This window comes from Nitratireductor mangrovi (assembly GCF_007922615.2).
GTDB classification, from domain to species: domain Bacteria; phylum Pseudomonadota; class Alphaproteobacteria; order Rhizobiales; family Rhizobiaceae; genus Mangrovimarina; species Mangrovimarina mangrovi.
Genome location: NZ_CP042301.2, coordinates 1166680 through 1191686 on the forward strand (window position 1 = coordinate 1166680; position 25007 = coordinate 1191686).

Consider the following 25007-nt stretch of genomic DNA (forward strand, 5'->3'; position numbering starts at 1 on the left):
CGGTTTTCGCAAGCGGAGACCGTCATGATCGATACAGCGACGAGGCAAGCCATCGCGGCGCAAGCGCGGCGGCTTGGGTGTGAAGAGGCCGCGCTCCTGGCCGTGATCGAGGTCGAGAGCGCCGGCAAGGTCTACGCGAAGGTTGACGGGCGCAACGAGCCGCTGATCCGCTTCGAAGGGCACTATTTCGACCGACGCCTGAGCGGCAGCAAGCGCGCCAAGGCGCGCGCCGCAGGCCTCGCCAATCCGAAGGCCGGAGCCGTGGCCAACCCGCGCAGCCAGGCGGCGCGCTGGAAGATGCTGAACGACGCCATCGAGATCGACGCCAAGGCGGCGATGGAGTCGGTTTCTCTGGGCCTTGGCCAGGTCATGGGAGCGCACTGGGCCTGGCTCGGCTACGCCAGCGTGGAAGCCATGGTCAACGTGGCACGTTCCGGCGTGCCCGGCCAGGTCGAGCTGATGGTCCGCTACATCGAAAAGGCGGGCCTTGCCGGAGCGCTGCGCAGGCGTGACTGGCATGCCTTCGCCAAGGGTTACAACGGCCCCGCCCACGCCAAATGGGGCTACCACACCAAGATGGCGGACGCCTATCGGCGGCACGCCCGCGGCGCGCCGACGCCACCAGCCGATCGACGCGCCGCCAAACCGGCCGCCACCGTCCTGAAGCGCGGCATGCTTGGCAGCCGCATCGCCGAACTCCAGACGGCGCTGACGCGGGCCGGCCACATGGTAACCGCGGACGGAAGTTTCGGGCCGGCCACCGAACGGGCCGTGCTGGCGTTCCAGAAGGCCGCCGGGCTGACGGTCGACGGGGTGGCGGGCCGGCAGACGCTCGAAGCGCTCGCCAAGGCCGGCGGCACCAAAGGTCCCCAGTCGGTCTGGATGCGGCTTCTGCACGATTTCCTTTCCTGGTTGAGGAGAAGCTGATGTCCGTTGTCGGTTCCCTTATCGCGACCATCGCGACACGCATCGGCGCCGAGCTGGTCGGCAAGGCGGTCAGCGGGCGCTTCGGCGAGGCGGGCGGCCAACTCGCGGAAAGCGTGATCACGACCGTCGCCGAACGGCTCGGCGTCGACATCGACGAAGTGCCGGCACAGCCCGAGGCCGAGATCGAGGCGGCGGTCAAGGAAACCGAGACCATGATGCCGGAGATGATCGCGCTCTGGTCGCAAGGGCTCGACGGCCAGTTCGCGCTGTTGCGGCAGGAAACCGCGGCCGGGTTCTGGCACTCGGCCTGGCGCTGGGGCTGGATGTATCTGCTGGCGCTGTTCTGGTCCTGCTACATCCTGGTCTTCCCGGTGCTCGACGTGCTCGGCTTCGCGATCGAGCGGATCGACGTGGCGATCCTGCTAACGCTGACCACCTGGTTCATCTCGCTCTATATGGGCGGCCATACCGTCAAGGCGCTGGGCGAGAGCGCCATCAACGCGGTGCGCTCCTGGCGGGGCCGGGTATGAAAACCGGCAACGCCGCCTACGAGCTGGCGGACCGGCTCGCCGAGCGTGAACGCGCGGCAGGCATCGCCCGCGTCCAGTCGCAGCTTTCCGGATCGTCGGGCCGGCTCGTCTGCGATTGTGGCGAGACGATCTCGGAGGCGCGGCGCCGGGCCGTGCCCAACACGACCAAATGCATCGATTGCGCGATGTTCGAGGAAAGGCAGCGGAGACGGGCCTGATGGATTTGAATGAAGTCATGCCCTGGCTCGGGGCAATCGCGCTGATCGTCTCGCTGGTGAACTCATTCCATTCCTTCTTCACGTCAGGAACGAAAGAGAACGCCAAGCGGCTGGAGGCGATCGACGGACCGGATGGCAAGGTGACCAAGCTGGAAAGCCGTGTCCAGGCGGTCGAGAACGAGCTGAAGCACCTGCCCGACGTGCAGACCGTCAACGACATCAAGCTGGCGATCGCCGAGCTGCGCGGCACGATGGGCCAGCAGGCCGAGGTCATGAACGGCGTGGCGCGCACGGTGCACCGGCTCGAAAACTATCTCCTCGAGAAGGGCAAGTGATGAGCTTCGAAGACTTCCTCGCGGCCGATGCCAGGCTGACCATCCTGAAGGAACTTGCCCGACAGAGCGACGGCCGATTGAACGAGACCCTGCTGACGACGGTGCTCGACACTTTCGGTTACAAGCGCAGCCGGGAGTGGGTGCGCACTCAGCTGCGCAAGCTTGAAGAACTCGGTGCTGTTACGCTCATGCAGGCGGGCACCGTCCTGATCGCGTCGATCACGCGCGCCGGCATGGACCATGTCGAGCGGCGCAGTCTGCTCGAAGGGGTGGCGAAGCCCTCGCCGGAGGCCTGACATGGCGCGCCGCGGTGGGTCCGAACGGCGGGTCTTGTCCTCGCTCGATTTGCTGCCCGAGGAGTGCCAGGACGACGTCGTCTGGGCGTTGGCGCGACTGAACGAACGTCAGCGAACCCAAGCCGACATCCTGTTTGAGCTGAATGACCGGCTTGCCGTCAAAGGCCAAGGGCCCATCTCCAGATCGGCTTTCAGCCGGCGCTCAGTTCGCATGAGCAAACGCGCGCGGCAACTCGAAGAGAGGAGCCACCTCTATGCCGGCATCGCCGAGAAGCTGACTCCGGAGGAGATCGGCCAGGCTGACATCGTGCTCGGCGAGTTCCTCAAAACGCTCATCGATGAGCTTCTGGACCATCCGCAACTGACGCCGAAAAACGCGATGGAACTGGCGCGGGCCTATCAATCGATCGTTGCCGCGCAACGCACCTCCGTGGATCGCCAGGAGAAATCCGAAAGGGCTACCGCTGCGAAGCTTGCGAAGGCAGTCGACGAGGCTGTCGAGACGGTGGCCAAGGAAAAGGGCATGTCGGCGGAGACCGTCGAGGCGATCAAGCAGAAGATCCTCGGGGTACGGTCGTGAGTGAAGTCCGGACCCCGTGCCTCAACGAACGCTGTCGGCGCACCTTCATACAGCGATATGCCGGCGAAGTGTTGGTGTGCCTCCAGTGCTGGAAGCTGCTGCCGGGAGCATGGCACGCGCGCTACAAACAGCTGCGAAAGCGTTGGAAGCTTGTCGAGCGACTTGAGGCGAAGGGCGTCCAGTACCGTCGCCGCGGTTGCAAATTCGACCAACCCGGTCGTGGTGTGCCCCAGAGCTATTCCATGCGCGCAAAGCTGGAGCGGCTCTGGAACCTGTTGTGGAACCGCATTCACAACTTCTTCGAGAACCCCGAAAAGCCACTTGGCCTTGACGCCTTCCTAGAGGAGATGCGGCTTTGAGCGCGCCGCTCTCAAGGGAGGAGTGGGAGCGCATCCGGCGGGAGTCGACCGAGGCGCTGCCGCAGCTCGTCGCCGATCTCGGCCTGCCCAATGTGCTTCTGGAGTACCAGGCGAAGCCCGTGGACCTGCTCGACGCCGGCACGGCGGTACTGGTCATCGAGAAAAGCCGGCGTGTCGGGCTGACCTGGGGGCTTGCCTCCTATGCTGTGCTGCGCGCGGGCCGGGCCCGCAGCGCCGGCGGCATGGACGCCATGTACATCTCCTATTCCCAGGAGATGACGCGCGAGTTTGTCGACGCCTGCGCAATGTGGGCCCGGGCCTTCGCGATCGCCGCGGCAGATGTTGACGAGTTCCTGTTCGACGATACCGATCCGGCGCACCCGGACGAGACCCGCCATATCCAGGCCTTTCGCATCCGCTTCGCCTCGGGCTACGAGATCCTCGCGCTGTCGTCGGCGCCGCGCACGCTGCGCGGCAAGCAGGGCGTGGTGATCATCGACGAGGCGGCCTTTGTTGATAGCCTGAAGGAACTCATGAAGGCGGCGCTCGCCTTCCTGATGTGGGGCGGCCAGGTCGTCGTCTGCTCGACCCACAATGGCGTCGACAACGAGTTCAACGTCATCGTCCAGGACATCCTGGCCAAGCGGTCGAAGTTCAAGCACTTCAGGATCGACTTCGACGAGGCGCTGAAGGCGGGGCTCTACCAGCGCATCTGCCTGGTCACCGGCAAGGAGTGGTCGGCGGCGGGCGAGGCAGAGTGGCGCCAGGACATCATCGACTTCTACGGCGACGGCGCCGACGAGGAACTGTTCTGCGTTCCCGCCATGGGCTCGGGCGCCTGGCTGACGACGCCGCTGATCGAGGCGCGCATGACGCTCTCGGCCGCCGAGGCCCCGGTGCTGCGGCTCGACCTCCCGGACGACTTCCTGCACCGGCCGGAGCTGGAGCGGAAGTCGCTGCTGGCGCCGTTCACGGAGGAGCTCAAGGAAGCCCTTGAGGGCCTCGATCCGGAGCTCCAGCATGCCGCCGGCTACGATCCGGCGCGCAAGAGCGATCCCGCAGTGTTCGAGCTGCTGGCGATCGAAAAGGACCTGCGCCGGCGCGCGGCGTTGACGATCGAGATGCGCGGCGTGCCGTTCCAGGAGCAGCGTGCGATCTGCATCGATGTGCTGAAGGCGGCGCCCAACCTGGTCGGCGCGGCCGTGGACGCCACCGGCATGGGCATGAACTTAGCCGAAGACCTCGGGCGCGCGTTCGGCATCCGCGAGGAAGAGGAAGGCGCCGGCCTGGTGTGGATGATCACGCTCGGGCCGAACTGGTACAACGAGCACATGCCGCCGTTGAAGGCGGCGTTCGAGGACGACACGATCGCACTCGCCAGGGACGCCCACCACGTCGTCGACCTGCGTCTCGTCAAGATTATCCGCGGCATTCCCGCCATCCCGCCCGAGCGCGAAGGCGAGGCCGGCAAGAAGCGCCATGGCGATTTCGCGGTGGCGCTGGCGCTCGCCTATTTCGCCAGCCGCATGCTGTGGGTCGAGTTCGGCTACCAGGCTGTCGCGCGCAAGCGCTCGCGCTTCGAACTGCCCATGGCCGACGACGACGCCTGGCGCGAGCGGGCCGACGAACGCCGCGGCGAGTTCCGGATGGCGTCGCTCAGGCGCAGCGGAGGGATTGTTTGATGGCGGACTTCACTTGGTACGACGCCTATGGTCGCCCCGTGGACACCGGCGCGCTGAAGGAGGAACAGGCCGCGCCGACCATCAAGGGCATCCGCAGGCCCGATGCGCTGCACCCAGCGGCCGGGCTTACACCGGGCCGGCTGGCAGCGATCCTGCGCGATTCGATCGAAGGCAGCCCGGAAGCCTATCTGGCGCTCGCCGAGGACATCGAGGAGCGCGACAACCACTATCTCTCGGTTCTTTCGACCCGGAAGTTCCAGGTGGCGGGGCTGGAGATCACCGTCGAGGCAGCCGGCGACGACGCCAAGTCGGTGGCGGTCGCAGACTTGGTGCGCGAGGTGATCTCGCGCGACAGTTTCGAGGTCGAGCTGCGCGACATCCTCGATGCGACCGGCAAGGGCTTTTCCTGCACCGAGATCATCTGGGACACGTCCGAAAGCCAGTGGATGCCGAAGCGGCTGGCCTGGCGAGACCCGCGCTGGTTCGTCTTCGATCCGATCGACGGCGAGACGCCGCTGGTGCGCCAGCTCGGCGAGGACGAGCCGCTGAAACCGTTCGGCTGGATTTATCACTCCTTCAAAGCCAAGTCGGGCCTGCCGATCCGGGGCGGCCTGGCGCGCGGCGCGGCCTGGAGCTTCCTGTTCAAGTCGTTCACGGTGAAGGACTGGGCGATCTTCTGCGAGGCCTACGGCCAGCCGCTGCGGCTCGGCAAGTGGGGACCGGGCGCGACCGAGAAGGACAAGGAAGTGCTCGCCGAGGCGGTGGCCAGCATCGGCACCGACTATTCGGCGATCGTGCCCGCCTCGATGGCCGTCGAGTTCATCTCGGCCGAGATCAGCGGCAGCCACGAACTTTACGAAAAGCGCGCCGACTGGCTCGACCGGCAGATCTCCAAGCTGGTGCTCGGCCAGACTTCCACCACCGACGCCCAGAAGGGCAGCTACGCGGTCGGCACGGTTCACGACCGGGTGCGCGACGACATCGAGAAGGCCGACGCCAAGGCACTGGCCGCGACGCTCAACCGCGACCTGGTCAAGCCGCTGGTCGACCTCAATCACGGGCCGCAGAAATCCTATCCGCACATCAGGATCGGCCGACCGGAGGAGATCGACGCGCCCAAATTCATGGCGACGGTGGAAAAGTTCGTGCGCCTGGGCGGCAAAGTCGGGGCGGCAACGGTCCGCGACAAGCTCGGCCTGCCGGACCCGGCGGCGGACGAGGAACTCCTGACCGCGGCGAAGGCGGCGCCTCAACCCGGCGAGGAAACGGAGGAAGAGCCGGACCAGGCCGCTGACGACCGCAAGCCGCCGAAGGGACAGGGTGCGATGGCCGCGCAGCGCGGCAGGGTCGAGCCGGACGCGATCGACCGCCTGGCGAAGGAAGCGGCCGGCGATTGGCAAGAACTGGTCGGGCCGATGATCGCCGGACTGGAGGAGGAAATCGCCAGGGCGACGGATCTCGACCAAGTCCGCGCGATCCTGAGCCGCCGCTTCGACGGCATGGATGTCTCGGCCATGCAGGAGGAGTTGGCGCGCGCGGTCTTCGCGGCGCGGCTTGCCGGCGAGGCCGACGAGCAGCTTTGATGGCGCTCGCGGACCATACCGCGCCTAACGGCGCTGGCCCTCCGCGGGGGGCGGCCGATCGCGGCCGGCGCGCGGTCGCGCGCTTGGGGCAAGCCCTGATATGGCGCAGCTGATCCCTCTGCCGCCGCGCGACGCGATCGCGGCACTCGAACGCCGCGGGCTTCGGCTCGATCCGTCCTTTTCCTGGCTCGACCATTGGCAGGCCGATCACGCCGCGATGTTCACGGTCGCGAACTCGGTGGGCTTCGACGTTCTCGACGACATCCTGCAGGCGCTGAAGCGTGCCCTGGAAGAAGGGCACACCTTTCGCGAGTTCGCCGCCGAGCTGGAGCCGCTTCTGAAGGCGAAGGGATGGTGGGGGCAGCGGCCGGTGATCGACCCGGAGACCGGCGAGCCGGTTCTGGCGCAGCTCGGATCGGCGCGACGGCTGCGCACCATCTTCGAGACCAACATGCGCGTCGCCTATGCGGCGGGGCACTGGTCGCGCTTCGAGCGCGGCAAGGCGGCGCGGCCGTTCCTGCGCTACGTCCACGTCGACCCGGAGCTACACGATCCCGACAGCCGGGCTCATCATGCCAGGCAGCACAACCTGGTGCTGCCGGTCGATCATCCGCACTGGCGCGTCTGGGGGCCGCCGAATGGCTGGGGCTGCCGCTGCACCCTGCAGAGCCTGTCGCAGCGCGATGTCGAACGGCTCACCGAGGCCGGCGAAGCGCTGGTCTTCGATCCGCCCGAGGACACTTTCCGCAACTTCGTCAACCGGCGCACGGGCGAGGTCACGCGCGTGCCTGACGGCATCGATCCGGGCTGGGGCTACAATCCCGGCCAGGCCGGCTGGGCCGAGGTCGAGCGCCAGCTCGCGGCGAAGATCGAAAACGGCTTCCAGGACTGATTTGCCGAAATCGCCACAGAAGCCCGCTGAGCGCGATTCAGTGATTTGCGGGCGATGGGCGGTCGGAGGTCGCCCGCGGCTATTCTACCCCGTTTAATCCCCCTTCAACGGCGACAATTAGGGAGACACGTCGGTGAACGAAGATCTTCGTGCTGAAACCCAATCGCAGATGTCCTCTATGAATTTCCACACGTCGTCCTGCGCCGGCACGACGTAGCTCGGATCGGACGGCTCCGTTCCCAGCCTCGCAAGTGCGTTTTGAACCCAATCGTGCTTTCTTCCGCGGATGTCGTATTGGGCCAGCCACTGTTCGAGTTCGCCGAATGGAGGTGCAAATATGCCGAATTGCGACACTCTTTGTAGCAGCCGGTATAGCGTATCGGGATGGACCATGCCGGGAGCCCGAACTCCTCGTTTCTTGAAATCCTTAGAGGCAATTTGGGTACGTAACGATTGCCGGAGCCGCTGCATTTCGATCAGCTCGCTGGGAGAGCAGCCTGCGGCTCTGAGCAATGCTTCAAATTCACCACCGCCGGCTTTGAGAAAATCTATGTCCGGAAGTGCTACCGCAGGGACGCCGAATTTGTTGAGCGGTCCGGTAACCTTCGCCATCGCACTCTTTCCGTTGACGTTGACAAACTGAAGCATGGGGAGCGTAGCCTTATCTCTGAGCAGACGCCCGTATATGTTTTCGTAGAAGACGCGATCGCTATCGTCCTCCGTCACCACAACGCCGTCGTGAAACAAGCCCGATACGAAACTAGAGCTCCTGATACGCGGATCCTTGAGGATTTGGGCCAAGGTGTCTGACGAGATTTGAAGTCCTCGTGAGCGGCCATCTTTGTATGCAAGCCGCACAATCGTGACACGAGCAGTGGCATCCAGGCAGCCTGAAATGAAATCGGGGCTGTGAGTGGCAACTGCCAGGAAGCCCTTTCTTTTTAGGACTGCTTCTGTCATTCGCCGGCCTGCTAGTCTTGCCAGTGGTGGATGCAGATAAGCATCCGGCTCATCGACCAGGTAGTACGGCTCGCGGTGCACGCTGGCCGCGACTATCTGCGCAACGAATGATCGGATGCCTTTGCTGAACTGGTCCAGACTACTCGCGGAACGTAGGATACGGAGGCTTTCGCGGTCTAGCGACCGTTCGTCGACCTGAGGTTCGGCGGCCGCCAATCGAATTGTCAGTTTCCCGTTTTCAGATGGATCAATCACGAGATATTGGCCAATGCCGCCAGCAATGATCTCGCGCACCCTGTGCTTCAGGGCTTCGTCGTGAAAAAGGCGTCCGACAAGACTTGAGAACGAGCTAAGGAGGTCGCCTTGGTCTTGAGGTTCTAAAATTGGTTCAATAGCTTCTGGCGAATAAAGCTGTGTCCCCCAACTTAGTACGCTATTTGCAATATACTCTTTGCTGTGGCTTCCCAAGGTGCCGGCCATCGTAACGATTGTAGTTTTCCGTTTGCCTAGGGCGTGCAGCGTCACCTTGTCATCCTGGGGTTCCCGCTTGCCTTCCCCAGCAATATCATGGAGCCATCGGTGCACATCTGCCGGCTCAAAATCAATGAACTCGAAGTCACGAACTATCTTCGCTCTCGGCCACGTACCTCCGCTGAGAGCATTGGCGATCTCGCTCAAGACTGTCGTTTTGCCAGAATTGTTCGGTCCAACAAAAACGATTACGCCGGAGGCTTGTAGTTCAATTTCATCAGAATCAGTGAATCCCAACCTGATTGATCGAAGTGGAGTTGCGCTGAAGGTAGAAGTATCGGCGTGCATTTTGGCGCTGTGTCCCCAACTGCCGAGTTCGGCTCCCTCTATGATCCCATCACGTGTCACTGCTTGCTGCAACAATTGACGTTTAGTACGGTTCGAATCCGCCAACAGTGGACTAATCTAGACACCTCGCCGCGGACATCCTGATCCGACAGACAAGCACATGCCCGCCTCGGCGGGCATGATTTCGTTTGGGCGAAGCGGCCATTGTCGCTCGCCATGAAGGACAACCTCAAAGACCTGCTTTCGGCCGCCTCGGTCGCCGCGCTGCAGTCGCCGCTTTCGGCCGGCGACGCCGCTGGCAGCTGGGTGCGCCTGGTGCCGGCCGGCCGCTTCTCGGCCCGCGACGGCCGCGGGCCTTTCGAGGCCGGCGGCCGTGCGGCCATGGAAGCGATCGTCGAGCGCACCCGCAGCTATCACGGCCGCAACGACATCGTCGTCGATTACGACCATCAGTCGGTGTTCGGCGTGAAGGATGGCGTCGGTGGCACGGCCAGGGCGGCGGGCTGGATCAAGGCGCTCGAAGTCCGCCAAGACGGCATCTGGGGCCGCATCGAATGGACGGAGACGGCGGCGGCCGCGATCCGCTCGGGAGAGTACCGCTACCTCTCGCCGGTGATCCCGCACGCCAAGGACGGCCGCATCGTGCTGATCCACAACGTGGCGGTCACCAACACGCCGGCGCTCGATCTCGACGCGCTCGCCGCCAGCGCGAAATTCTCACCAGCAACGGAAGACCACGAGATGGAGAAAATCCTTGCCGCCCTCGGCCTGGCCAAGGGCAGCGGCGAAGACGCCGTCCTCGCCGCCCTCAACGCGATCGCCGCCTCCACCACCGCGATCGCCAAGGCGCTCGGCCTGCCCGAGGACGCCAAGCCGGCCGACATCACCAGGGCCGCCGAGGCCGCCTGCGCCGACCGGAGCAAGCTTCTGGAAGCCGCCGGCCAGAAGCCGGACGGCAAGGTCGACGACGCGATCGCCGCGATGAAGGCGAAGACGCCGGGTGGCGACAAGAGCGGCGCGCTGGACCCGACCAAATACGTGCCGATCGAGCAGGTCAGCGCGCTGCAGGCCGATTTGAAGGCGCTCAAGGACCAGGTCGGCGCGGACAAGGCCGAAGAGATGGTCGAGGCCGCGATGAAGGCCGGCAAGCTGGCGCCGGGCCTGAAAGACTGGGGCCTGGACCTCTGCAAGGCCGATCCGGCCAAGTTCGAGGCCTTTGTCGGTGGCGCGCCGGCGCTCACCCAGACCCAGCTGAAGACGCCGAAGAAGGAGGGCGATACCGCCGTCCTGACCGCCGAACAGTCGAGCGTGGCCAAGATGCTGGGGCTCGACCCGAAGGATTATGCCGAGACGCTCAAGGCCGAGCGCTCGACCGCTGAGGAGCTGCACTGATGGCCGCACTTGCGAAGGACCGCAACACGCCCGAGGCGATCGGCGACATGCGTGAAGGCCCGGTTGCGGCCGCCACGGTGATCTTCGCCGGCGCCATCGTGATGCGCAACGCCGCCGGGGACCTGATCGAGGCGGCGACCGCGCTCGGCCTGGTCGGGGTCGGCCGTGCCGAGAAACGTGCCGACAACACCGGCGGCGCCGCCGGCGATGTCACCGTCAAATACCGTCCCGGCGTGTTCCGGTTCGGCAACTCGGCCGCCGCCGACGAGATCACCGCCGCCGAGATCGGCAAGCCCTGTTACGCCGTTGACGACCAGACGGTCGCCAAGACGGACGGGACCGGCACGCGCTCGATCGCCGGCTTCGTCGACCATGTCGATGCGCAGGGTGTGTGGGTCCGCTTCGACGAGGCGATGGTCCAGACCCACCTTGCCGGCATTGCCTGACGCCCGGACCGAACCTCAAGCAAGGACGCTCACATGATCATCAACACCGCCAATCTCGACGCGATCCGGGTCGGCTTCAACACCGCCTTCCGGCGCGGTCTCGGCCAGGCGCAGTCGCAGTACAAGCGCATCGCGACCGTGGTCCCGTCCTCGACCAAGGAGAACAAGTATGGCTGGCTCGGCAAGCTGCCCAACATGCGCGAATGGGTCGGCCCGCGCCATGTCCAGGGACTGGCCGAGCATGACTACGCAATCCGAAACAAGTCCTACGAGCTGACGATCGGCGTCGACCGCGACGATATCGAGGACGACAATCTCGGCGTTTACGAGCCGCTCTTCGTCGAGATGGGCGAAAGCGTTGCCGCTCACCCAGATCTCTTGTGCTTCGGGGCGCTGCCGGGTGGCTTCTCCACGGAGTGCTATGACGGCCAGTATTTCTTCGACACCGATCATCCGGTGCTCGACGCCAACGGCGACACGATCTCGGTTGCCAACACCGATGGCGGCGGCGGGACTCCCTGGTACCTGCTGTCCACCAGACGTGCGCTGAAGCCGGTCATCTTCCAGGAACGACGCAAACCGCAATTCGTGGCCAAGGACCGGCCGACCGACGACAACGTCTTCGACAACAAGGAGTTCCGCTACGGCACGGACGGCCGCTGGAACGTCGGCTACGGTTTCTGGCAGATGGCCTGGGGCTCCAAGCAGACGCTCGACAAGGACGGCTACGCGAACGCGCGCGAGGCCCTGATGTCGATGAAGGGCGATTATGGACGCCCGCTCGGCCTGATGCCCGACCTGCTGGTGGTGCCGCCCTCGCTGGAAGGCGAGGCCATGGAGGTCCTGAAGGCCGAGCGCGACGCCGCCGGCGCCACCAACGTCTACAAGGCGACCGCCGAGCTCTTCGTCTCACCCTGGCTGGCCTGATCCCACTCGGGCCACCCTCCCGCCGGCGGCCGGTCTCGCGTCCGCCGGTGGGTTTTCCGAAAGCGCCTTCAAGCCTGCTTCGAGGCGCTTTCGAAAGACCCGTCAAGGAGCCGCCATCATGGACGATCTCACCCGCATCAAGGGCATCGGCAAGGCCACGGCCAAGCGGCTGGCAGAAGCCGGCATCGACAGCTTCGCGAAGCTTGCTGCCGTACCCGACGATGCACTCGCCGCCGACGAACTCGGCATCGAGGGTGCCTGGATCGCCCAGGCAACCGAGCTGGCGACCGAGAATACCCAGGAGAAGCCGCCGCGCTCCGAGGATGAACCCGAGGCCCAACTGCAGGACGGGGCGGGCCTCCCGGCGGACAGCGGGGCGGGAGACCCGCACACCAATTCTCCGGATACTCCGGAGGGGAGCTCCGGTACGGCTCGCGAGGCCCCCGGCACCTTGGAGGGACGCGAAGCGAAAGCTTCAGACGTAGGGGTTCAGCCCGGCTCCCCGCATCGTGAGAGCGGGAGCGGCGATCCGGCCGTTCCGGAAACGCAGCCCACTGAGGAGACGGCACCGTTCCTCCAGCCGGGCTTCGTCGAGAGCTATCCGCACTTCGCCGCCGCGCTCGACGCCTGGGTGGCCAAGGTCGGCCGCGAGCAGCCGCCGAGCGGGGTGCGCATCGTGTCGAAGCGCGAAGGTTTCCGCCGCGCCGGGTTCGCCCACAGCAAACAGGCGACCGAGCATCCGATCGGCCAGTTCCACGATCTCGATCGGCTGGAGGCGCTCTGCGCCGAGCCGATGCTGACGGTGGAGCTGGTCTGATGTCCGGCAAGGTCGAGGGCCTTCCTGTCTCCGGCTATCGCCCGCAAACGCCCGAGGCGATCGAAACGGTCAACGCGCTCAAGGACATGGAAGAACACGTCCTGCGCCTCCTCGACGAGGTGGCCGAGGACCGGACGATTGCGGCGGACGGACGCTGGCTGGCGATCGGCCGCACCATGATCGAACAGGGCTTGATGGCCGCCAACCGGGCGATCTTCAAGCCCGAGCGGATCGCGCTCCCCGAGGAAGACGACCCGGTCATCGAGGCGGGCTGGGTGCTGGAGCGCGCCGACAGCGACACCGCCGCACCGCTCTACTACGCGCCCTGCGGCGGCCATGGCGAGCAGTGGTCGCACAATCATCTGAAAGCCCTGCGGCTGGCGCGGCGCGAGGACGGCGAAGCACTTGCGGAGGCGCTGGCGATCGAGGTCCGCGTCGCCGAGCACGAGTGGAGCTGAGGCAGCAGTGAGCTACGTCGTCAAACAGGGCATGATCGACCGCTTCGGCGAGCGCGAGCTGGTGCAGCTCACCGACCGCGCCAACAAGCCGCCGACGACGATCGACGACGATGTGCTCGACGAGGCGATGTCGGACGCGGCCGATCTGATCGACGGCTATCTGGCCAAGCTCTACACGCTGCCGCTGACGGTCGTGCCCGGCATTCTCACCCGAATGGCCGCCGACATCGCCCGCTATTATCTGCACGGCAAGTCGGCCGACAAGGACGGTGCCGTGCATCGCGCCTACCAGGAAGCGATGACCTGGCTGAAGGACGTGGCCGCAGGCCGCATCCAGCTCGAAGCCGAAGGCGTGCTGCCCGAACAGTCCGGCGGCGGTTCGGTCAGGGCCAAGGCGTCGGACCGCGTCTTCACCCGCGACAGCCTGAAGGACGCCTGAGATGGCGGGCGCACAGATCCGTGTCGATGACCGGGAGGTGCTGGCGGCAATCGACCGTGTCATGCGCGTTGCCGACAATCCGGCCGCGATCATGGCCGATATCGAGGGCTATCTGGTCTTTTCGACCCAACGCCACATCGAGACCGAGCGCGGCCCGGACGGTCCCTGGCCGCGACTGTCGCCGCGAACCGCGGCGAAGCGCATTGGCCGGCGCCGGCGCGGCTACGACCACATGCTGCGGGTGACGAACCGCCTCTACAGTTCGATCACCGGCGACAGCGGCTCGGACTTCGCCGCTGTCGGCACGAACCTGGTCTATGCCGGCGTGCATCAGTTCGGCGCCACGATCGACATGCCCGGCCGCGAGCAGGACATCCATCTCTCGACGGGCCGCGGCCGGCGCCGCTTCGTCCGTTCGGCGGCGAAGCGCAAGGAAACACGGCGCGTGACAGTCGCGCCGCACCAGGTGACGATCCCGGCGCGCCCCTTCCTCTACATCGACGACACCGACCGGGCCGAGATCGAACGCATCGCGGCAGACGGGCTGCGCCGCGAGGCAGGTGTCGAATGAGCCTGGTTTCCGACATCGTGGCGCGGCTTTCGGCCATCGACCCGCAAGTGTTCTCGATCGTCGGCGACGCCGCCGAGTTCGCGGCGATCGACACCGTCCCGCTGTCGCGTCCGGCTGTCTATGCCTTCATCAAGGAGGAGGCTTCGACGGCGAACGAACGCGGCACCGGGCCCGTGCTGCAGCGCTGCGAGGCCGACGTCGCCGTGATCATCATCACCGACAATGTCGGCGACCATGAAGGCGCGGCGGCTTCCGGCGACCTGGAGGCGCTGAAGCAAACCGTGCGCGCGGCACTGATCGGCTTCGTGCCGGACGCAAGTCAGGACGGAACGCCGGTCGAGCACCTTTCCGGCCAACTGATCAAGTTCCGCCAGGGCACGGTCTGGCACGAAGAGCTGTTCGCCGCCGCCTACTACATCGCGGAGGTCCCATGACGACCGAACGCACTCCCAAGGAACGCCCTTACGAGGAGCGAAGCGGCGGACGCTACGTCCGCGCGTCGAAGTCAGCCAAGCCGCGCCTCGTGGAAACGACCAGGCCGACCAACGGGCCCGCGGTGGCGCGCGAGCCCGCCCCTGAAGCCGGCAGCGATGCGGCCGGAGACGAGAAGAAAGGCAGCTGATCCATGTCGCGACGCTATTGGCGCAAGCTCGCTCTCCTGGCCAAGATCGAGAGCGTTTACGGAACCGACCCGACGCCGACCGGGGCCGACAACGCCATCCAGGCGGTCGATGCTCAATTCACCCCGATGGAAGGCGGCGAGGAACAGCGTGAGCTGCTGGTGCCGTGGCTTGGCCATCAGGGTGTCATCCTGACGGGCCTTCACGGCCGGCTGGAATTCTCGGTCGAAGTGGCCGGTGCGGGCGCGGCCGGCGATGCGCCGCCATACGGGGCGCTGCTTCGCGCCTGCGGGCTGTCCGAGACGGTGACGGGTGGCGTCGACGTCGAGTATGCGCCGGTCTCGACCGGCTTCGAGGCGGTTTCGATCTACTACAATCGCGACGGCGTGCGGCACATCCTGCTCGGCGCCCGCGGCACTGTCTCGATGCAGTTTCCGCCCAACCGCATCCCGCGTTTCCGCTTCAACCTGATCGGCCTGCACGGAACCGTGTCCGACCAGGCGCTGCCGGCGGTCACGCTCTCGGGCTTCCAGAAGCCGGTCGTGGTGTCGAAGGCCAATACGCAGTTCTCGCTGCACGCCTATGCCGGGCCGACCGAGAACATCTCGATCGACCTTGGCAACCAGGTCGAACCGCGGCTCCTGGTCAATTACGAGGCGGCGGAGATCGTCGATCGCCGCGCCACCGGCCAGGTGGTGATGGAGGCGACCAATCTGGCGACCAAGAACTGGGACGCGATCGTCAAGGCGCATACGGACGGCGCGCTGGCGCTGACCCACGGCACGGTCGCCGGCAACATCGTGGCGATCGCCGCGCCGGCGGTCCAGATCGGCCGCTACGGCGAAGGCCAGAGCCAGAACATCCTCAACAACACGCTGCCGCTGATGATCAAGCCGCAGAGCGGCAACGACGAGCTGACCATCACGGTGAGCTGAACGGCGGCCGCAAACGCAACTTCGAAGGCGGCTTGAAGCCGCCTTCGTCAATCCGACAGGAGGCTTTGAGATGAAGTTCAAGCTCTCGCACGAGCATCGCTACTGGTGGCCGGTGACGGTCGCCGTACCGCACCCGGACAAGGACAAGGCCGGCAGCTTCCTCGAGATGAGCTTCCGCATGCAGTTCGAGGCGCTGCCGCGCGAGGAGGCGCTGGCGCTGTCGAAGAAGCTCGCCGGGCTGGAGCCGGCCGAAGCCGAGCGGCATCGCTACGACGACATCGTCAGGGTCGCGCGCGACTGGGACGAGGACGTCCTCGACGAGAATGACGAGCCGATACCGTTCAGCGCCGCGCGGCTTGCGGCCTTCATGGAACTCTCGTGGTTCCGGCTCGGGGTCTACCGGGCCTGGAGCAGCTCGCTGGTCGGGGATGCGGCGCGCAAGGGAAACTGACAGCGGCCGCGCGGGCATGGGCCTTCTCCCGCGCCGGCCGATCCGACCCGTCCCGGCCGCAACGGCTCGACGAGGACACCAGGAAGGACTTTGCCGCGCTCGGCGTCACCTTCGCGCCGGAAGCGTTCGAGGACAATGATGTGGCTGACGGTTTCGAGGTCTGGGACGCGAATTGGGGCGTGCTGCGCGCCTTCCTGGCCTGCGAGACACAGTGGCGCGCCGTGGCGGGTTTCGGGGGCGTCGAATGGATCGGCATCGACTATGCCGCGGCCGACGTCGTGCTGCGGCGCGCCGGGCTCGATGACGAAGCCTTCGAGGAATTGAGGCTGATGGAACGCGAGGCCCTGAAAGCCTTCGACGAGCTGAGGGACGCCTGATGGCCGGCCAGCCGCTCAAGCTTTCCATGGTGATGACGGCCGACAATTCGGACCTGGCCGCCACCACACGCTCAACCCGTCGCGAGATCGAGGGCGTCGGCACGACGGCGCGCTCGACGTCGGGCGACATGGACAGGCTGGCCGCGGCCAACAACGCGGCCGCGGAAGCCGGGCGACGGGCCGCGGAAGCCGCGCGGGGGCAGTCTGCCGCCGAAAACGCGTTGCGCAGCTCGATCGCCGGCCTGGTCCGACCGGAGAGTTCGGCGGCCGACCTGCGCCGCCGGCAGGCCGACATCGACGCCTATGGCGCGTCGCTCGACCGGCTGCGCGCGAAGTTCAATCCGGTCTTCGCCGCCTCGAAGATGTACGAGGCCGAGCTGGACGAGTTGAACCGGGCGCATGCTCTCGGCGCGATCAATGCCGACGAGCACGGCGCGGCGCTGACGACACTCAATGCGCGCTATCAGATGAACGCCGAGGCGGCGCGGCATTTCGCGCGCGACGCACGAATGGGCGCGATGCAGGTCGGCAATTTGGCGTTCCAGGTCCAGGACATCGGCATGATGATGGCTATGGGTCAGTCGCCGTTCATGCTGCTGGCGCAGCAGCTGCCGCAGGTGACGATGCATGGCGGCTCGCTGAGGGACGCCCTTGCCGGCATCCGGCAGACGCTCGGTGGCCTGGTCTCGCCGCTCGGCCTGGCGACCACGGCCTTCGTCCTGCTCGGCAGCACGGCGATCTCCTACGCCACCGGCGCCGAGGAGGAGGTCGAGACGCTGAGCGACGTCCTGGAGCGGCACGAGGCGATCATCAAGTCGCTGGGGCCGGCCTATGAGGACGCACTCAGGAAGGCGCGGGAATATTCGACCGATCCCGAGGTGGCGGAGGTGCTGCTGCGTGGCGCCGTCCGCGATGCCGAGGCTGCCCTGAAAAAGGAAATCACCGAGGCGCTGAGGCTGATCGACACCGAGATCCGCAAGGCCGCCTTTGATGTGGTGAGCGAGGGCATGGCAGCCTCGCTCGACCAGGCCGCCGCCAATACGCGCTTCGGTCCCTTCCTGGAGCTGATCGAGCAGTTCCGAGCCGGCAAGCTTGACGCGCGCGAGTTCCGCGACGAGGTCGCCCGCATCGGCTCAAGCACCGAGGGGCTGGAGACGGTTTCGAAGGAACTTACCGACATCGCCGCCGCCGCGGTCGAGGCCGAGATCGCGGTCAAGGGCCTGCCGGACAGTGTCGACCAACTCGACCACGCCTTCAAACTGCTGCAGGCGGCAATCAACGAGGTGCGCTCCGACAACGCCCGCGAAGAAATCCAGGAGCTGAAGGACCGCGCTGAGGAAGGCGAGCTGTCGATCGACGAGGTGCGCGCCGCACTGGGCAATTTGTCCGGCGTTTCGCCCGACCTGTCGAACGCGATCGCCGAACTGATGGCACTGTTCGACCAGGCGATCGCCACGCGCGACGCCGTCGACGACGTCATGCGCGGCGGCGGCACAGGCGGGCCACGCCGCTACTCGCGCGGGGTCAACACCAGGGTCGACCGCTACGAGGTCGATCTCCCCGACAGCGCGCCGGCGCCGTCTCGCCGTGTCGATCCATATTTTGCCGATGCCTCGCCTCGACGCGGCAGTCGCAAGACGGAGGCGGAGCGCGACGCGGAACGCTACCGCGACCTCATCCGCTCGGCCGAACAATATATCGACCTGCAGGAACTGGAGCGCGAGGCGCTTTACCTGACCGAGGAAGCCGCCGCGGCGCTGCGCTACGAGCAGAACCTGCTCAACCAGGCGGTCAATGCCGGCATCGGGCTGACGCCGGCCCAGGTCCAGGAGCTCGGCGTGCTTGCCGAGGAAATGGCGAGGGTGGAGGCGGAGACCCGCGCGGCGGCCGAGGCAATGGCCTTCCAGCGCGACATCCTTGACGGCGCGTTGTCGGACCTGCGCTCCGCGCTCGACGATGGCAAGATCACCTGGGAAGAGCTAGGCGACATCGCGCTGAACGTGATCGACAAGATCATCGACAAGATCGAAGACGAACTGATCGATGCCTTGCTGAGGATGATGGACAGCGGCGGTGGCGGTATCTGGGGCGGCATTCTCGGCCTGCTGACCGGTTTCTTCGGCGGCGGCGATCCCTGGGCCGGGCTGCGCGGGCATAGCGAAGGCGGCTATACCGGTTCCGGCGGCAAGTTTGAGCCCGCCGGCGTCGTCCATCGGGGCGAGTATGTCTTTTCCTCCGAGGCCACAGACGCGATCGGGGTCGGCAATCTCGACGCGCTGCACTCCACAGCCAGGCGCGGCTTCGCGGTCGGCGGCTACGCCATGCCGATGGCGACTGCTGCACCGGCCTTCCGACCGAGACAGGAGGCCGAATGGATAGGTGTCAATCGCGCCGGGCACGCGGGAAGCACCCAGATTAACGTATTCAACGTCGAAACGCCCAATCCGCGAGCCTTTGCCGAGAGTCGCGCGGTTGTCGCGCGTACTGCCGATAGGTTCGCGCGTCGGCTCGGAAGGTACACCTGATGGCAGATACTTCGTTCATGAATGACGCTGTTTTCCCGATACACATCAGCCGCGGATCGCCGGGCGGACCGGACTGGCCTGCCGACATCGTTGAACTCGCATCGGGTCGGGAGGAGCGCAACACACCCTGGGCCGCGCCGAAGCGTGTCTACGATGCCAAGTACGGAGTCAGGACGCGTGATGAACTCTATCAGGTCCTGTCGCTCTATCATGTCGCCCTCGGGAGGCTCCGGGGCTTTCGCTTTCTCGACTGGACGGATTACCGCTCCGGCCTACCGCATGTTGCGCCAACTGCCACCGATCAGGTGCTCGGAACTGGGAATGACGTCGAGACGGTCTTTCAGTTGTCGAAATGTTACGCGTTCGCCGGTGCCTCATTCGACCGCACGATCACGCGACCCTTCGGAACATTATTGATAGCGGTCGACGAGGTGCCGACCACCACGGGCTGGAGCCTCGACGCAACGAAAGGCACGGTGACGTTTGATTCGCCGCCTCCAAATGGCGCTGCACTCACGTGGGGAGGCGAGTTTCACGTTCCGGTCCGGTTTGATTGCAAACTCGACCAGATCTCTTTGCGTTCAATCGCTGTCGGCGACATCCCCTCGATCTTCCTTAAGGAGCTCAGGGAATGAAGACGTTGCCTGCCGGCCTCGCCGCCATGCTGGCGACGGGCGTCACCACGCGGTGCAACTGCTGGCGCATTGAGCGGGCGGACGGCCAGGTCTTCGGCTTTACCGATCACGACCGGCAGCTGTCGTTCGACGGGGTCGACTACGAGCCCGCGACGGCGCTGTCGGCGAGCGAGACGGCCGCATCCCTCGGCCTGGCCGTCGACACGCTCGAGGCGGCCGGCGCGCTGTCGTCCGACGCGATCAACGAGGACGAGCTGGCCCGCAAGCTCTGGGACAACGCCTCGGTCACGCAGATCGTCGTCGACTGGTCGGACACAGCCAACCGCGTCGTCACCTTTGCCGGGTCGATCGGGGAGGTCGAACGCGGGCCGCTCGCTTTCCGCGCCGAGCTGCGCTCGCTCAGCCATGCCCTCAACCAGCGGACCGGCCGCATCTTCGGCTCGCTCTGCGACGCGGACCTCGGCGACGCCCGCTGCGCCGTCAATCTGGCCCTGGCGGCCTTCTCGGCCGCGGGCACGGCGTCGGCGGCCGTGTCGCGCTGGGCATTCAGGACGACGGGCCTCGCCGCGTTCGAGACGGGCTGGTTCAAGGCGGGCAAGCTCACCTGGACGAGCGGCGCCAACGCCGGCGCGGTGATCGAGATCAAGCGCCACGTCGACGCCGGCGCCACCCACCTGGTCGAGCTGGCCGAGGAGATGCCGTTCGACATCGGCGTGGGCGACGCTTTTGCCATCACCGCCGGCTGCGACAAGACGGTCGAGACCTGCAAGGCCAAGTTCGACAACGTCGTCAACTTCCGCGGCTTTCCGTCGATGCCCGGCAACGACTGGGTCACAAGCTACCCGAACAGGGAGGACGGCAATGACGGCGGCGGCCTCGGTGACTGATCGCTTGCTGATCGTCGCCGCCGCCCGCGGCTGGATCGGCACGCCCTATGTGCACCAGGCCAGCGTGCGGGGCGCCGGCTGCGATTGCCTCGGTCTGCTGCGCGGCATCTGGCGCGAGATCGTCGGACCCGAGCCCGAGGCCGCGCCGCCCTATTCGCCGGGCTGGGCCGAGGTCTCGGGCCGCGAGACGCTGCTCGAGACGGCGCGCCGCCACCTGGTCGAGATCGCGATCGACACGGCGGCGCCGGGCTCGGTGCTGCTGTTCCGCTGGCGGCCCGACCTGCCGGTCAAGCATTGCGGCATCGTGTCGGCGCCGGGGCGCATGGTCCATGCCTATGAGCGCGCGGGCGTGACCGAAATCGCCCTGCCGGTCGCCTGGCGGCGCCGGCTGGCCGCGGCCTTCGACTTTCCAAAAGCCGGAGGGCGCAGCTGATGGCAACTCTGGTCCTCGGCCTCGTCGGCAACTGGCTCGGCGGCTCGCTGATCGGCGCGCTCGGCGCGATAGCAGGACGGTTCGTCGACCAGGTGCTGTTTGAGCCCACGATCACACGCGAGGGACCGCGGCTGTCCGACCTCACCTTTTCGGCCTCGACCGAGGGCGCGCCGATGCCGCGTGTCTGGGGTCGCATGCGGGTCTCGACGCAGGTCATCTGGGCAACCCGCTACAAGGAGGAAAAGAAGACCAGCGAGACCGGCGGCAAGGGCGGACCGAAGGTCAAGACCACGGAATACAGCTACTCCGTCTCCTTCGCGATCGGCCTCTGCGAGGGGCCGATTAGCGGCGTCGGCCGGGTCTGGGCCGACGGCAAGGTGATCGACCTCTCCGACTACACGCACCGGCTCAATACGGGTGACGAGACCCAGGAGGCCGACCCGCTGATTGCCGCGATCGAGGGCGAGGACCGCGCGCCCGGCTTCCGCGGCACCGCTTACCTGGTCTTCGAGGACATGCCGCTGGAGAAGTTCGGCAACCGCGTGCCACAGCTCACCGTCGAGGTCATCCGCCGGCCGCCGGCCGTCGAACCCGGCCTGGAGGACCTTATGAAAGCGGTAACGGTCATCCCCGGCACGACCGAGTTCGGCTACGCGACCACGCCTGTCTTCACGTCCGAGGCCCCGCTGCTCGGCATCGAAGCCTCGGCCGGCGAGAACGTGCATGCCGGCGGGCCGGTGACCGATTTCGTCGCGTCGCTCAACCAGCTCGAGGAGGAGGCGCCCGGCGTGGCGCACGTGTCGCTGGTCGTGGCCTGGCACGGCGACGATCTCAGATGCGGCAACTGCCAGATCCGTCCGCGCGTCGAGAACGCGGGCAAGTACACCTCGCCGTTCGAGTGGCGGGTCGGCCCGGTGACCCGCGACACCGCCGTCGTCGTCAGCCAGATTTCGGGGACGCCGGCGGTCGGCGGCGCGCCAGGCGACAGATCCGTCTACGAAGCGATCGTCGAGCTGAAGGCGCGCGGCTTCGAGGTCACGCTCTACCCGTTCATCCTGATGGACATCGCGGCCGGCAACGGCCTCGCCGATCCCTATGGCGGCGGCGAACAGGCGGCCTATCCCTGGCGCGGCCGCATTACCTGTCACCCGGCTCCCGGTCAGCCCGGCACCGTCGACAAGACAGCAACGGCGGCAACGCAGGTCGCCGCCTTCTTCGGCGCGGCCGACGCCGCCGACTTCGCCTGGGACGCGGCCGCCAGGCACGTGACCTATGCCGGACCGGACGAGTGGGGGCTGCGCCGCCAGGTCCTGCACCTCGCCACTATCGCGGCCGCGGCCGGCGGCGTCGACATGTTCCTGATCGGCTCCGAGCTGGTCGCGCTCACCACGGTGCGATCGGCCGCGTCGACCTATCCGGCCGTGGCCCAGCTCGCGAGCCTGGCGGCCGAGGTGCGTTCGATCGTCGGCGGCTCGACGCGGCTCGGCTACGCCGCGGACTGGTCGGAGTACCACTCGCACCGGCCCGGCGACGGATCAGGCGACGTGTTTTTCCACCTCGACCCGCTCTGGGCCGACGCCGAGATCGACTTCGTCGGCATCGACAACTACCTGCCGATCGCCGACTGGCGCGACGGCACGGACCATCTCGACGCCGTGGCCGGGGCGCCATCGATCTACGATCTCGACTACCTCCGCGGCAACATCGAGGGCGGCGAGTATTTCGACTGGTTCTATGCCAACGACGCCGCCCGCGACGCACAGACCCGCACCCCGATCACGGACGGCGGCGGCAAGCCCTGGGTCTACCGCAACAAGGACATTCGCTCCTGGTGGCTCAATCAGCATTTCAACCGGCCGGGCGGCGTCGAGGCGATGGGGGCAACGGCGTGGGTCCCCCAGGCAAAGCCGATCGTCTTTACCGAGATCGGCTGTCCGGCCGTCGACAAGGGCGCCAACCAGCCGAACGTCTTCATCGACGCCAAGTCGAGCGAGAGCGCGCTGCCGCATTACTCCAGCGGCCGTCGCGACGACGCGATGCAGCGTGCCTACCTGGAGGCCTGGCTCGGCTACTGGCAGCCGGCCGCGGGCAACAATCCGCTCTCCGGCGTCTACGCCGGCCGCATGGTCGATCACACCCGCAGCCATGTCTGGACCTGGGACGCGCGGCCGTGGCCGGAGTTCCCGCAGCTGGTGGAGGTCTGGGCGGACGGACCCAACTGGGAACTGGGCCACTGGCTGACCGGCCGTCTCGGCGCCGTCCGTCTGGCCGATGTCGTCGACGACATCGCCGGCGGTTTCGGAGTCACGATCGACGTGTCCGATCTCACCGGGCTCGTGCTCGGCTACCAGGCCGACCGAGTGATGTCGGCGCGCGACCTGATCGGCCCGCTGGCCACCACCCATTTCTTCGACGGCTACGAGAGCGGGTCGACGATCCGTTTCCGCCATCGCGGCGCCGCTCCGGCCGGGACCTTTTCGCGAGCCGACGTCGTGCAGCGCCAGGCCGGCGACTTTGCCCTGACGCGCGCCCAGGAGTCGGAGCTGCCCCGCGGCGTCGACCTGCGCTTCTACCGGCCCGATGCAGACTACCGGCAGTCGACCGCGCGGTCGCGCCGGCTCTCGGGCGAGGCTCGCGCCATCGCACAGGAGGGGTTCGCGATCGCGCTTCGCCAGGGCCGCGCCGGGGCGATCGCCGATATCATGCTCTTCCAGGCCCACATCGAGCGCGACTCCGCCGAGTTCGGCCTGCCGCCCTCGGCTCTCGCCTGGGAGGCGGGCGACGTCGCGAAGCTGACGATCGAGGCCGACGCCGGCGAGCGGTCGATGGCGTTCCGGATCGGTGAGATCGGCTTGGGCGCCGATCGGCCGGTGCGGGCGGTGCGCCAGGAGGCGCAGGTCTACGACCAGGACGACGGGCCGGAGACGACGCCGGTCGTTCCGCGGCCGAAGTCGGTCGCCCCGCCCGCGGTCCATTTTCTCGACATCCCGATGCTGTCGGATGGCGACTCCTCGACGGCGCATGCCCCGCGCGTTGCCGCTTGGTCGAGCCCCTGGCTGCCGGTCGACGTCTATCGGGGTCCTGGCGGGCTGGTCACGCCGCTGCTCGACACGGGTATATCGCAGCGCGCGCCGATCGGCGTCACGACCGCGCCGCTGGCGCGTGGCCCGGCCTGGCGGTGGGACCGCGCCTCCGAGCTGACGGTCAAGATGGCGACCGGCGAGAGCCTCGTCGCGGCGCTCGCCGCCGACGTGCTCGCCGGCGCCAACGTCGGCGCCGTGAAAACGGCGGCCGGCCGCTGGGAGATTGTGCAGTGGCGCGACGCGACACTCTTAACGCCCCGCACCTGGCGGCTGACGACGTTGCTGCGCGGGCAGCGCGGCAGCGACGCCGACATGGCCGACGAGATCGCGGCCGGCGCTGCGTTCGTCGTCCTCGACGGCACGGTACAGGCCACCGCCCTGCCTGCCTCGCTGGCCCGCTCGCCGCAGACGTGGAGCTGGGGACCGTCGAACCGGCTGCCGAACGATCCGCTTTTCCAGTCAGCAGAGCTGACATTCGAGGCGATCGGTCTCAGGCCGCTGTCGCCCGTGTTCCTGAGGGCCGATCGGGATATTGCAACAGGCGACGTCGCGCTCTCCTGGATCAGGCGCACGCGGCTGGGCGGCGACGATTGGGACGCGGCCGAGGTTCCGCTGGGCGAGGCCAGCGAACGCTACCTCGCCGAGGTGATGGATGGCGTCGCGGTCAAGCGCGCCTTCGACGTGACCCTGCCAACGGCCGACTACACCGCGGCCGAGCAGACCGCCGACTGGGGGGCTCCGCCGGCATCGATCGTGTGGCGTGTTCGCCAGTGGTCGGCCGCCATCGGCTGGGGAGCTGCACGGTCAAGAACGAGCCACCTCTAAGGAGA

Annotated in this window: 27 protein-coding genes; 26 read left to right on the forward strand and 1 reads right to left on the reverse strand. The window is 66.8% G+C overall.

Going from position 1 to position 25007, the window contains the following annotated elements:
- Positions 1–24 precede the first annotated feature (24 nt).
- The 9 genes from FQ775_RS05715 to FQ775_RS05755 all read left to right on the forward strand — a co-directional run bounded on the left by FQ775_RS05715 (position 25) and on the right by FQ775_RS05755 (position 7402).
- Positions 25–927 carry an N-acetylmuramidase domain-containing protein gene (locus tag FQ775_RS05715; RefSeq protein WP_146297730.1) on the forward strand — a complete coding sequence of 301 codons (903 nt, stop codon included), beginning with the start codon at positions 25–27 and terminating at the stop codon, positions 925–927.
- The gene (locus tag FQ775_RS05720) at positions 927–1457 is read left to right on the forward strand and encodes a hypothetical protein (protein WP_146297729.1); all 531 of its coding nucleotides are present in this window, start codon (positions 927–929) and stop codon (positions 1455–1457) included. Before FQ775_RS05715 ends, FQ775_RS05720 begins: the two co-directional genes overlap by 1 nt.
- Positions 1454–1675: a TraR/DksA C4-type zinc finger protein gene (locus FQ775_RS05725; protein ID WP_146297728.1), complete on the forward strand. Its 222-nt coding sequence runs from the start codon at positions 1454–1456 to the stop codon at positions 1673–1675. The genes FQ775_RS05720 and FQ775_RS05725 overlap by 4 nt, the downstream gene beginning before the upstream one ends.
- Positions 1675–2010, forward strand: a complete 336-nt coding sequence (locus tag FQ775_RS05730; RefSeq protein WP_167812775.1) for a DUF2730 family protein — start codon at positions 1675–1677, stop codon at positions 2008–2010. The genes FQ775_RS05725 and FQ775_RS05730 overlap by 1 nt, the downstream gene beginning before the upstream one ends.
- The gene (locus FQ775_RS05735) at positions 2010–2306 is read left to right on the forward strand and encodes a VpaChn25_0724 family phage protein (protein WP_146297726.1); all 297 of its coding nucleotides are present in this window, start codon (positions 2010–2012) and stop codon (positions 2304–2306) included. Before FQ775_RS05730 ends, FQ775_RS05735 begins: the two co-directional genes overlap by 1 nt.
- A gap of 1 nt (position 2307) precedes the next feature.
- Positions 2308–2886, forward strand: a complete 579-nt coding sequence (locus FQ775_RS05740) for a DUF3486 family protein (protein WP_246730276.1) — start codon at positions 2308–2310, stop codon at positions 2884–2886.
- A gap of 355 nt (positions 2887–3241) precedes the next feature.
- On the forward strand, positions 3242–4927 hold the full coding sequence (locus FQ775_RS05745; RefSeq protein ID WP_146297724.1) for a hypothetical protein: 1686 nt from the start codon (positions 3242–3244) through the stop codon (positions 4925–4927).
- Complete coding sequence (locus tag FQ775_RS05750) at positions 4927–6510, forward strand: DUF935 domain-containing protein (protein ID WP_146297723.1); 1584 nt, start codon at positions 4927–4929, stop codon at positions 6508–6510. The genes FQ775_RS05745 and FQ775_RS05750 overlap by 1 nt, the downstream gene beginning before the upstream one ends.
- 100 nt (positions 6511–6610) lie before the next feature.
- Entirely contained in the window at positions 6611–7402 is a 792-nt protein-coding gene (locus FQ775_RS05755; protein ID WP_146297722.1) for a phage head morphogenesis protein, read from the forward strand.
- Positions 7403–7519: 117 nt separating this feature from the next.
- Here FQ775_RS05755 and FQ775_RS05760 read toward each other — a convergent pair whose 3' ends face one another.
- The gene (locus FQ775_RS05760) at positions 7520–9286 is read right to left on the reverse strand and encodes an ATP-dependent nuclease (protein WP_146297721.1); all 1767 of its coding nucleotides are present in this window, start codon (positions 9284–9286) and stop codon (positions 7520–7522) included.
- A 99-nt stretch (positions 9287–9385) separates the two neighbouring features.
- On the opposite strand from FQ775_RS05760, the gene FQ775_RS05765 reads away from it, so the two are divergent.
- The 17 genes from FQ775_RS05765 to FQ775_RS05845 all read left to right on the forward strand — a co-directional run bounded on the left by FQ775_RS05765 (position 9386) and on the right by FQ775_RS05845 (position 25002).
- Entirely contained in the window at positions 9386–10573 is a 1188-nt protein-coding gene (locus tag FQ775_RS05765) for a phage protease (RefSeq protein ID WP_146297720.1), read from the forward strand.
- A complete protein-coding gene (locus FQ775_RS05770; RefSeq protein WP_146297719.1) occupies positions 10573–11019 on the forward strand; it encodes a hypothetical protein in 447 nt (148 codons plus the stop codon). Before FQ775_RS05765 ends, FQ775_RS05770 begins: the two co-directional genes overlap by 1 nt.
- A gap of 33 nt (positions 11020–11052) precedes the next feature.
- Positions 11053–11946, forward strand: coding sequence for a Mu-like prophage major head subunit gpT family protein (locus FQ775_RS05775; protein ID WP_146297718.1), 894 nt, complete (start codon positions 11053–11055; stop codon positions 11944–11946).
- Positions 11947–12064: 118 nt separating this feature from the next.
- On the forward strand, positions 12065–12763 hold the full coding sequence (locus tag FQ775_RS05780) for an HI1506-related protein (RefSeq protein ID WP_146297717.1): 699 nt from the start codon (positions 12065–12067) through the stop codon (positions 12761–12763).
- Positions 12763–13221, forward strand: coding sequence for an Acb2/Tad1 domain-containing protein (locus FQ775_RS05785; RefSeq protein ID WP_146297716.1), 459 nt, complete (start codon positions 12763–12765; stop codon positions 13219–13221). Before FQ775_RS05780 ends, FQ775_RS05785 begins: the two co-directional genes overlap by 1 nt.
- Positions 13222–13228: 7 nt before the next feature.
- Complete coding sequence (locus FQ775_RS05790; RefSeq protein ID WP_146297715.1) at positions 13229–13660, forward strand: gp436 family protein; 432 nt, start codon at positions 13229–13231, stop codon at positions 13658–13660.
- Position 13661: 1 nt separating this feature from the next.
- Positions 13662–14231: a phage virion morphogenesis protein gene (locus tag FQ775_RS05795; protein WP_146297714.1), complete on the forward strand. Its 570-nt coding sequence runs from the start codon at positions 13662–13664 to the stop codon at positions 14229–14231.
- Positions 14228–14665: a phage tail terminator protein gene (locus FQ775_RS05800; protein WP_146297713.1), complete on the forward strand. Its 438-nt coding sequence runs from the start codon at positions 14228–14230 to the stop codon at positions 14663–14665. Before FQ775_RS05795 ends, FQ775_RS05800 begins: the two co-directional genes overlap by 4 nt.
- Positions 14662–14853, forward strand: coding sequence for a hypothetical protein (locus FQ775_RS05805; protein ID WP_146297712.1), 192 nt, complete (start codon positions 14662–14664; stop codon positions 14851–14853). The genes FQ775_RS05800 and FQ775_RS05805 overlap by 4 nt, the downstream gene beginning before the upstream one ends.
- A 3-nt stretch (positions 14854–14856) precedes the next feature.
- On the forward strand, positions 14857–15786 hold the full coding sequence (locus FQ775_RS05810; protein WP_146297711.1) for a phage tail tube protein: 930 nt from the start codon (positions 14857–14859) through the stop codon (positions 15784–15786).
- 70 nt (positions 15787–15856) lie between these two features.
- Positions 15857–16237 (forward strand): hypothetical protein, encoded by a 381-nt coding sequence (locus FQ775_RS05815; protein WP_146297710.1) that lies wholly within the window; start codon positions 15857–15859, stop codon positions 16235–16237.
- A gap of 140 nt (positions 16238–16377) precedes the next feature.
- A complete protein-coding gene (locus FQ775_RS05820; protein ID WP_146297709.1) occupies positions 16378–16614 on the forward strand; it encodes a DUF1799 domain-containing protein in 237 nt (78 codons plus the stop codon).
- Positions 16614–19139 (forward strand): phage tail length tape measure family protein, encoded by a 2526-nt coding sequence (locus tag FQ775_RS05825; RefSeq protein ID WP_146297708.1) that lies wholly within the window; start codon positions 16614–16616, stop codon positions 19137–19139. Before FQ775_RS05820 ends, FQ775_RS05825 begins: the two co-directional genes overlap by 1 nt.
- A complete protein-coding gene (locus FQ775_RS05830; protein WP_146297707.1) occupies positions 19139–19774 on the forward strand; it encodes a DUF2460 domain-containing protein in 636 nt (211 codons plus the stop codon). The genes FQ775_RS05825 and FQ775_RS05830 overlap by 1 nt, the downstream gene beginning before the upstream one ends.
- A complete protein-coding gene (locus FQ775_RS05835) occupies positions 19771–20661 on the forward strand; it encodes a DUF2163 domain-containing protein (protein ID WP_146297706.1) in 891 nt (296 codons plus the stop codon). Before FQ775_RS05830 ends, FQ775_RS05835 begins: the two co-directional genes overlap by 4 nt.
- On the forward strand, positions 20636–21094 hold the full coding sequence (locus tag FQ775_RS05840; protein ID WP_146297705.1) for a C40 family peptidase: 459 nt from the start codon (positions 20636–20638) through the stop codon (positions 21092–21094). The genes FQ775_RS05835 and FQ775_RS05840 overlap by 26 nt, the downstream gene beginning before the upstream one ends.
- On the forward strand, positions 21094–25002 hold the full coding sequence (locus FQ775_RS05845) for a baseplate multidomain protein megatron (RefSeq protein WP_146297704.1): 3909 nt from the start codon (positions 21094–21096) through the stop codon (positions 25000–25002). Before FQ775_RS05840 ends, FQ775_RS05845 begins: the two co-directional genes overlap by 1 nt.
- The last annotated feature ends 5 nt before the right edge of the window (positions 25003–25007 follow it).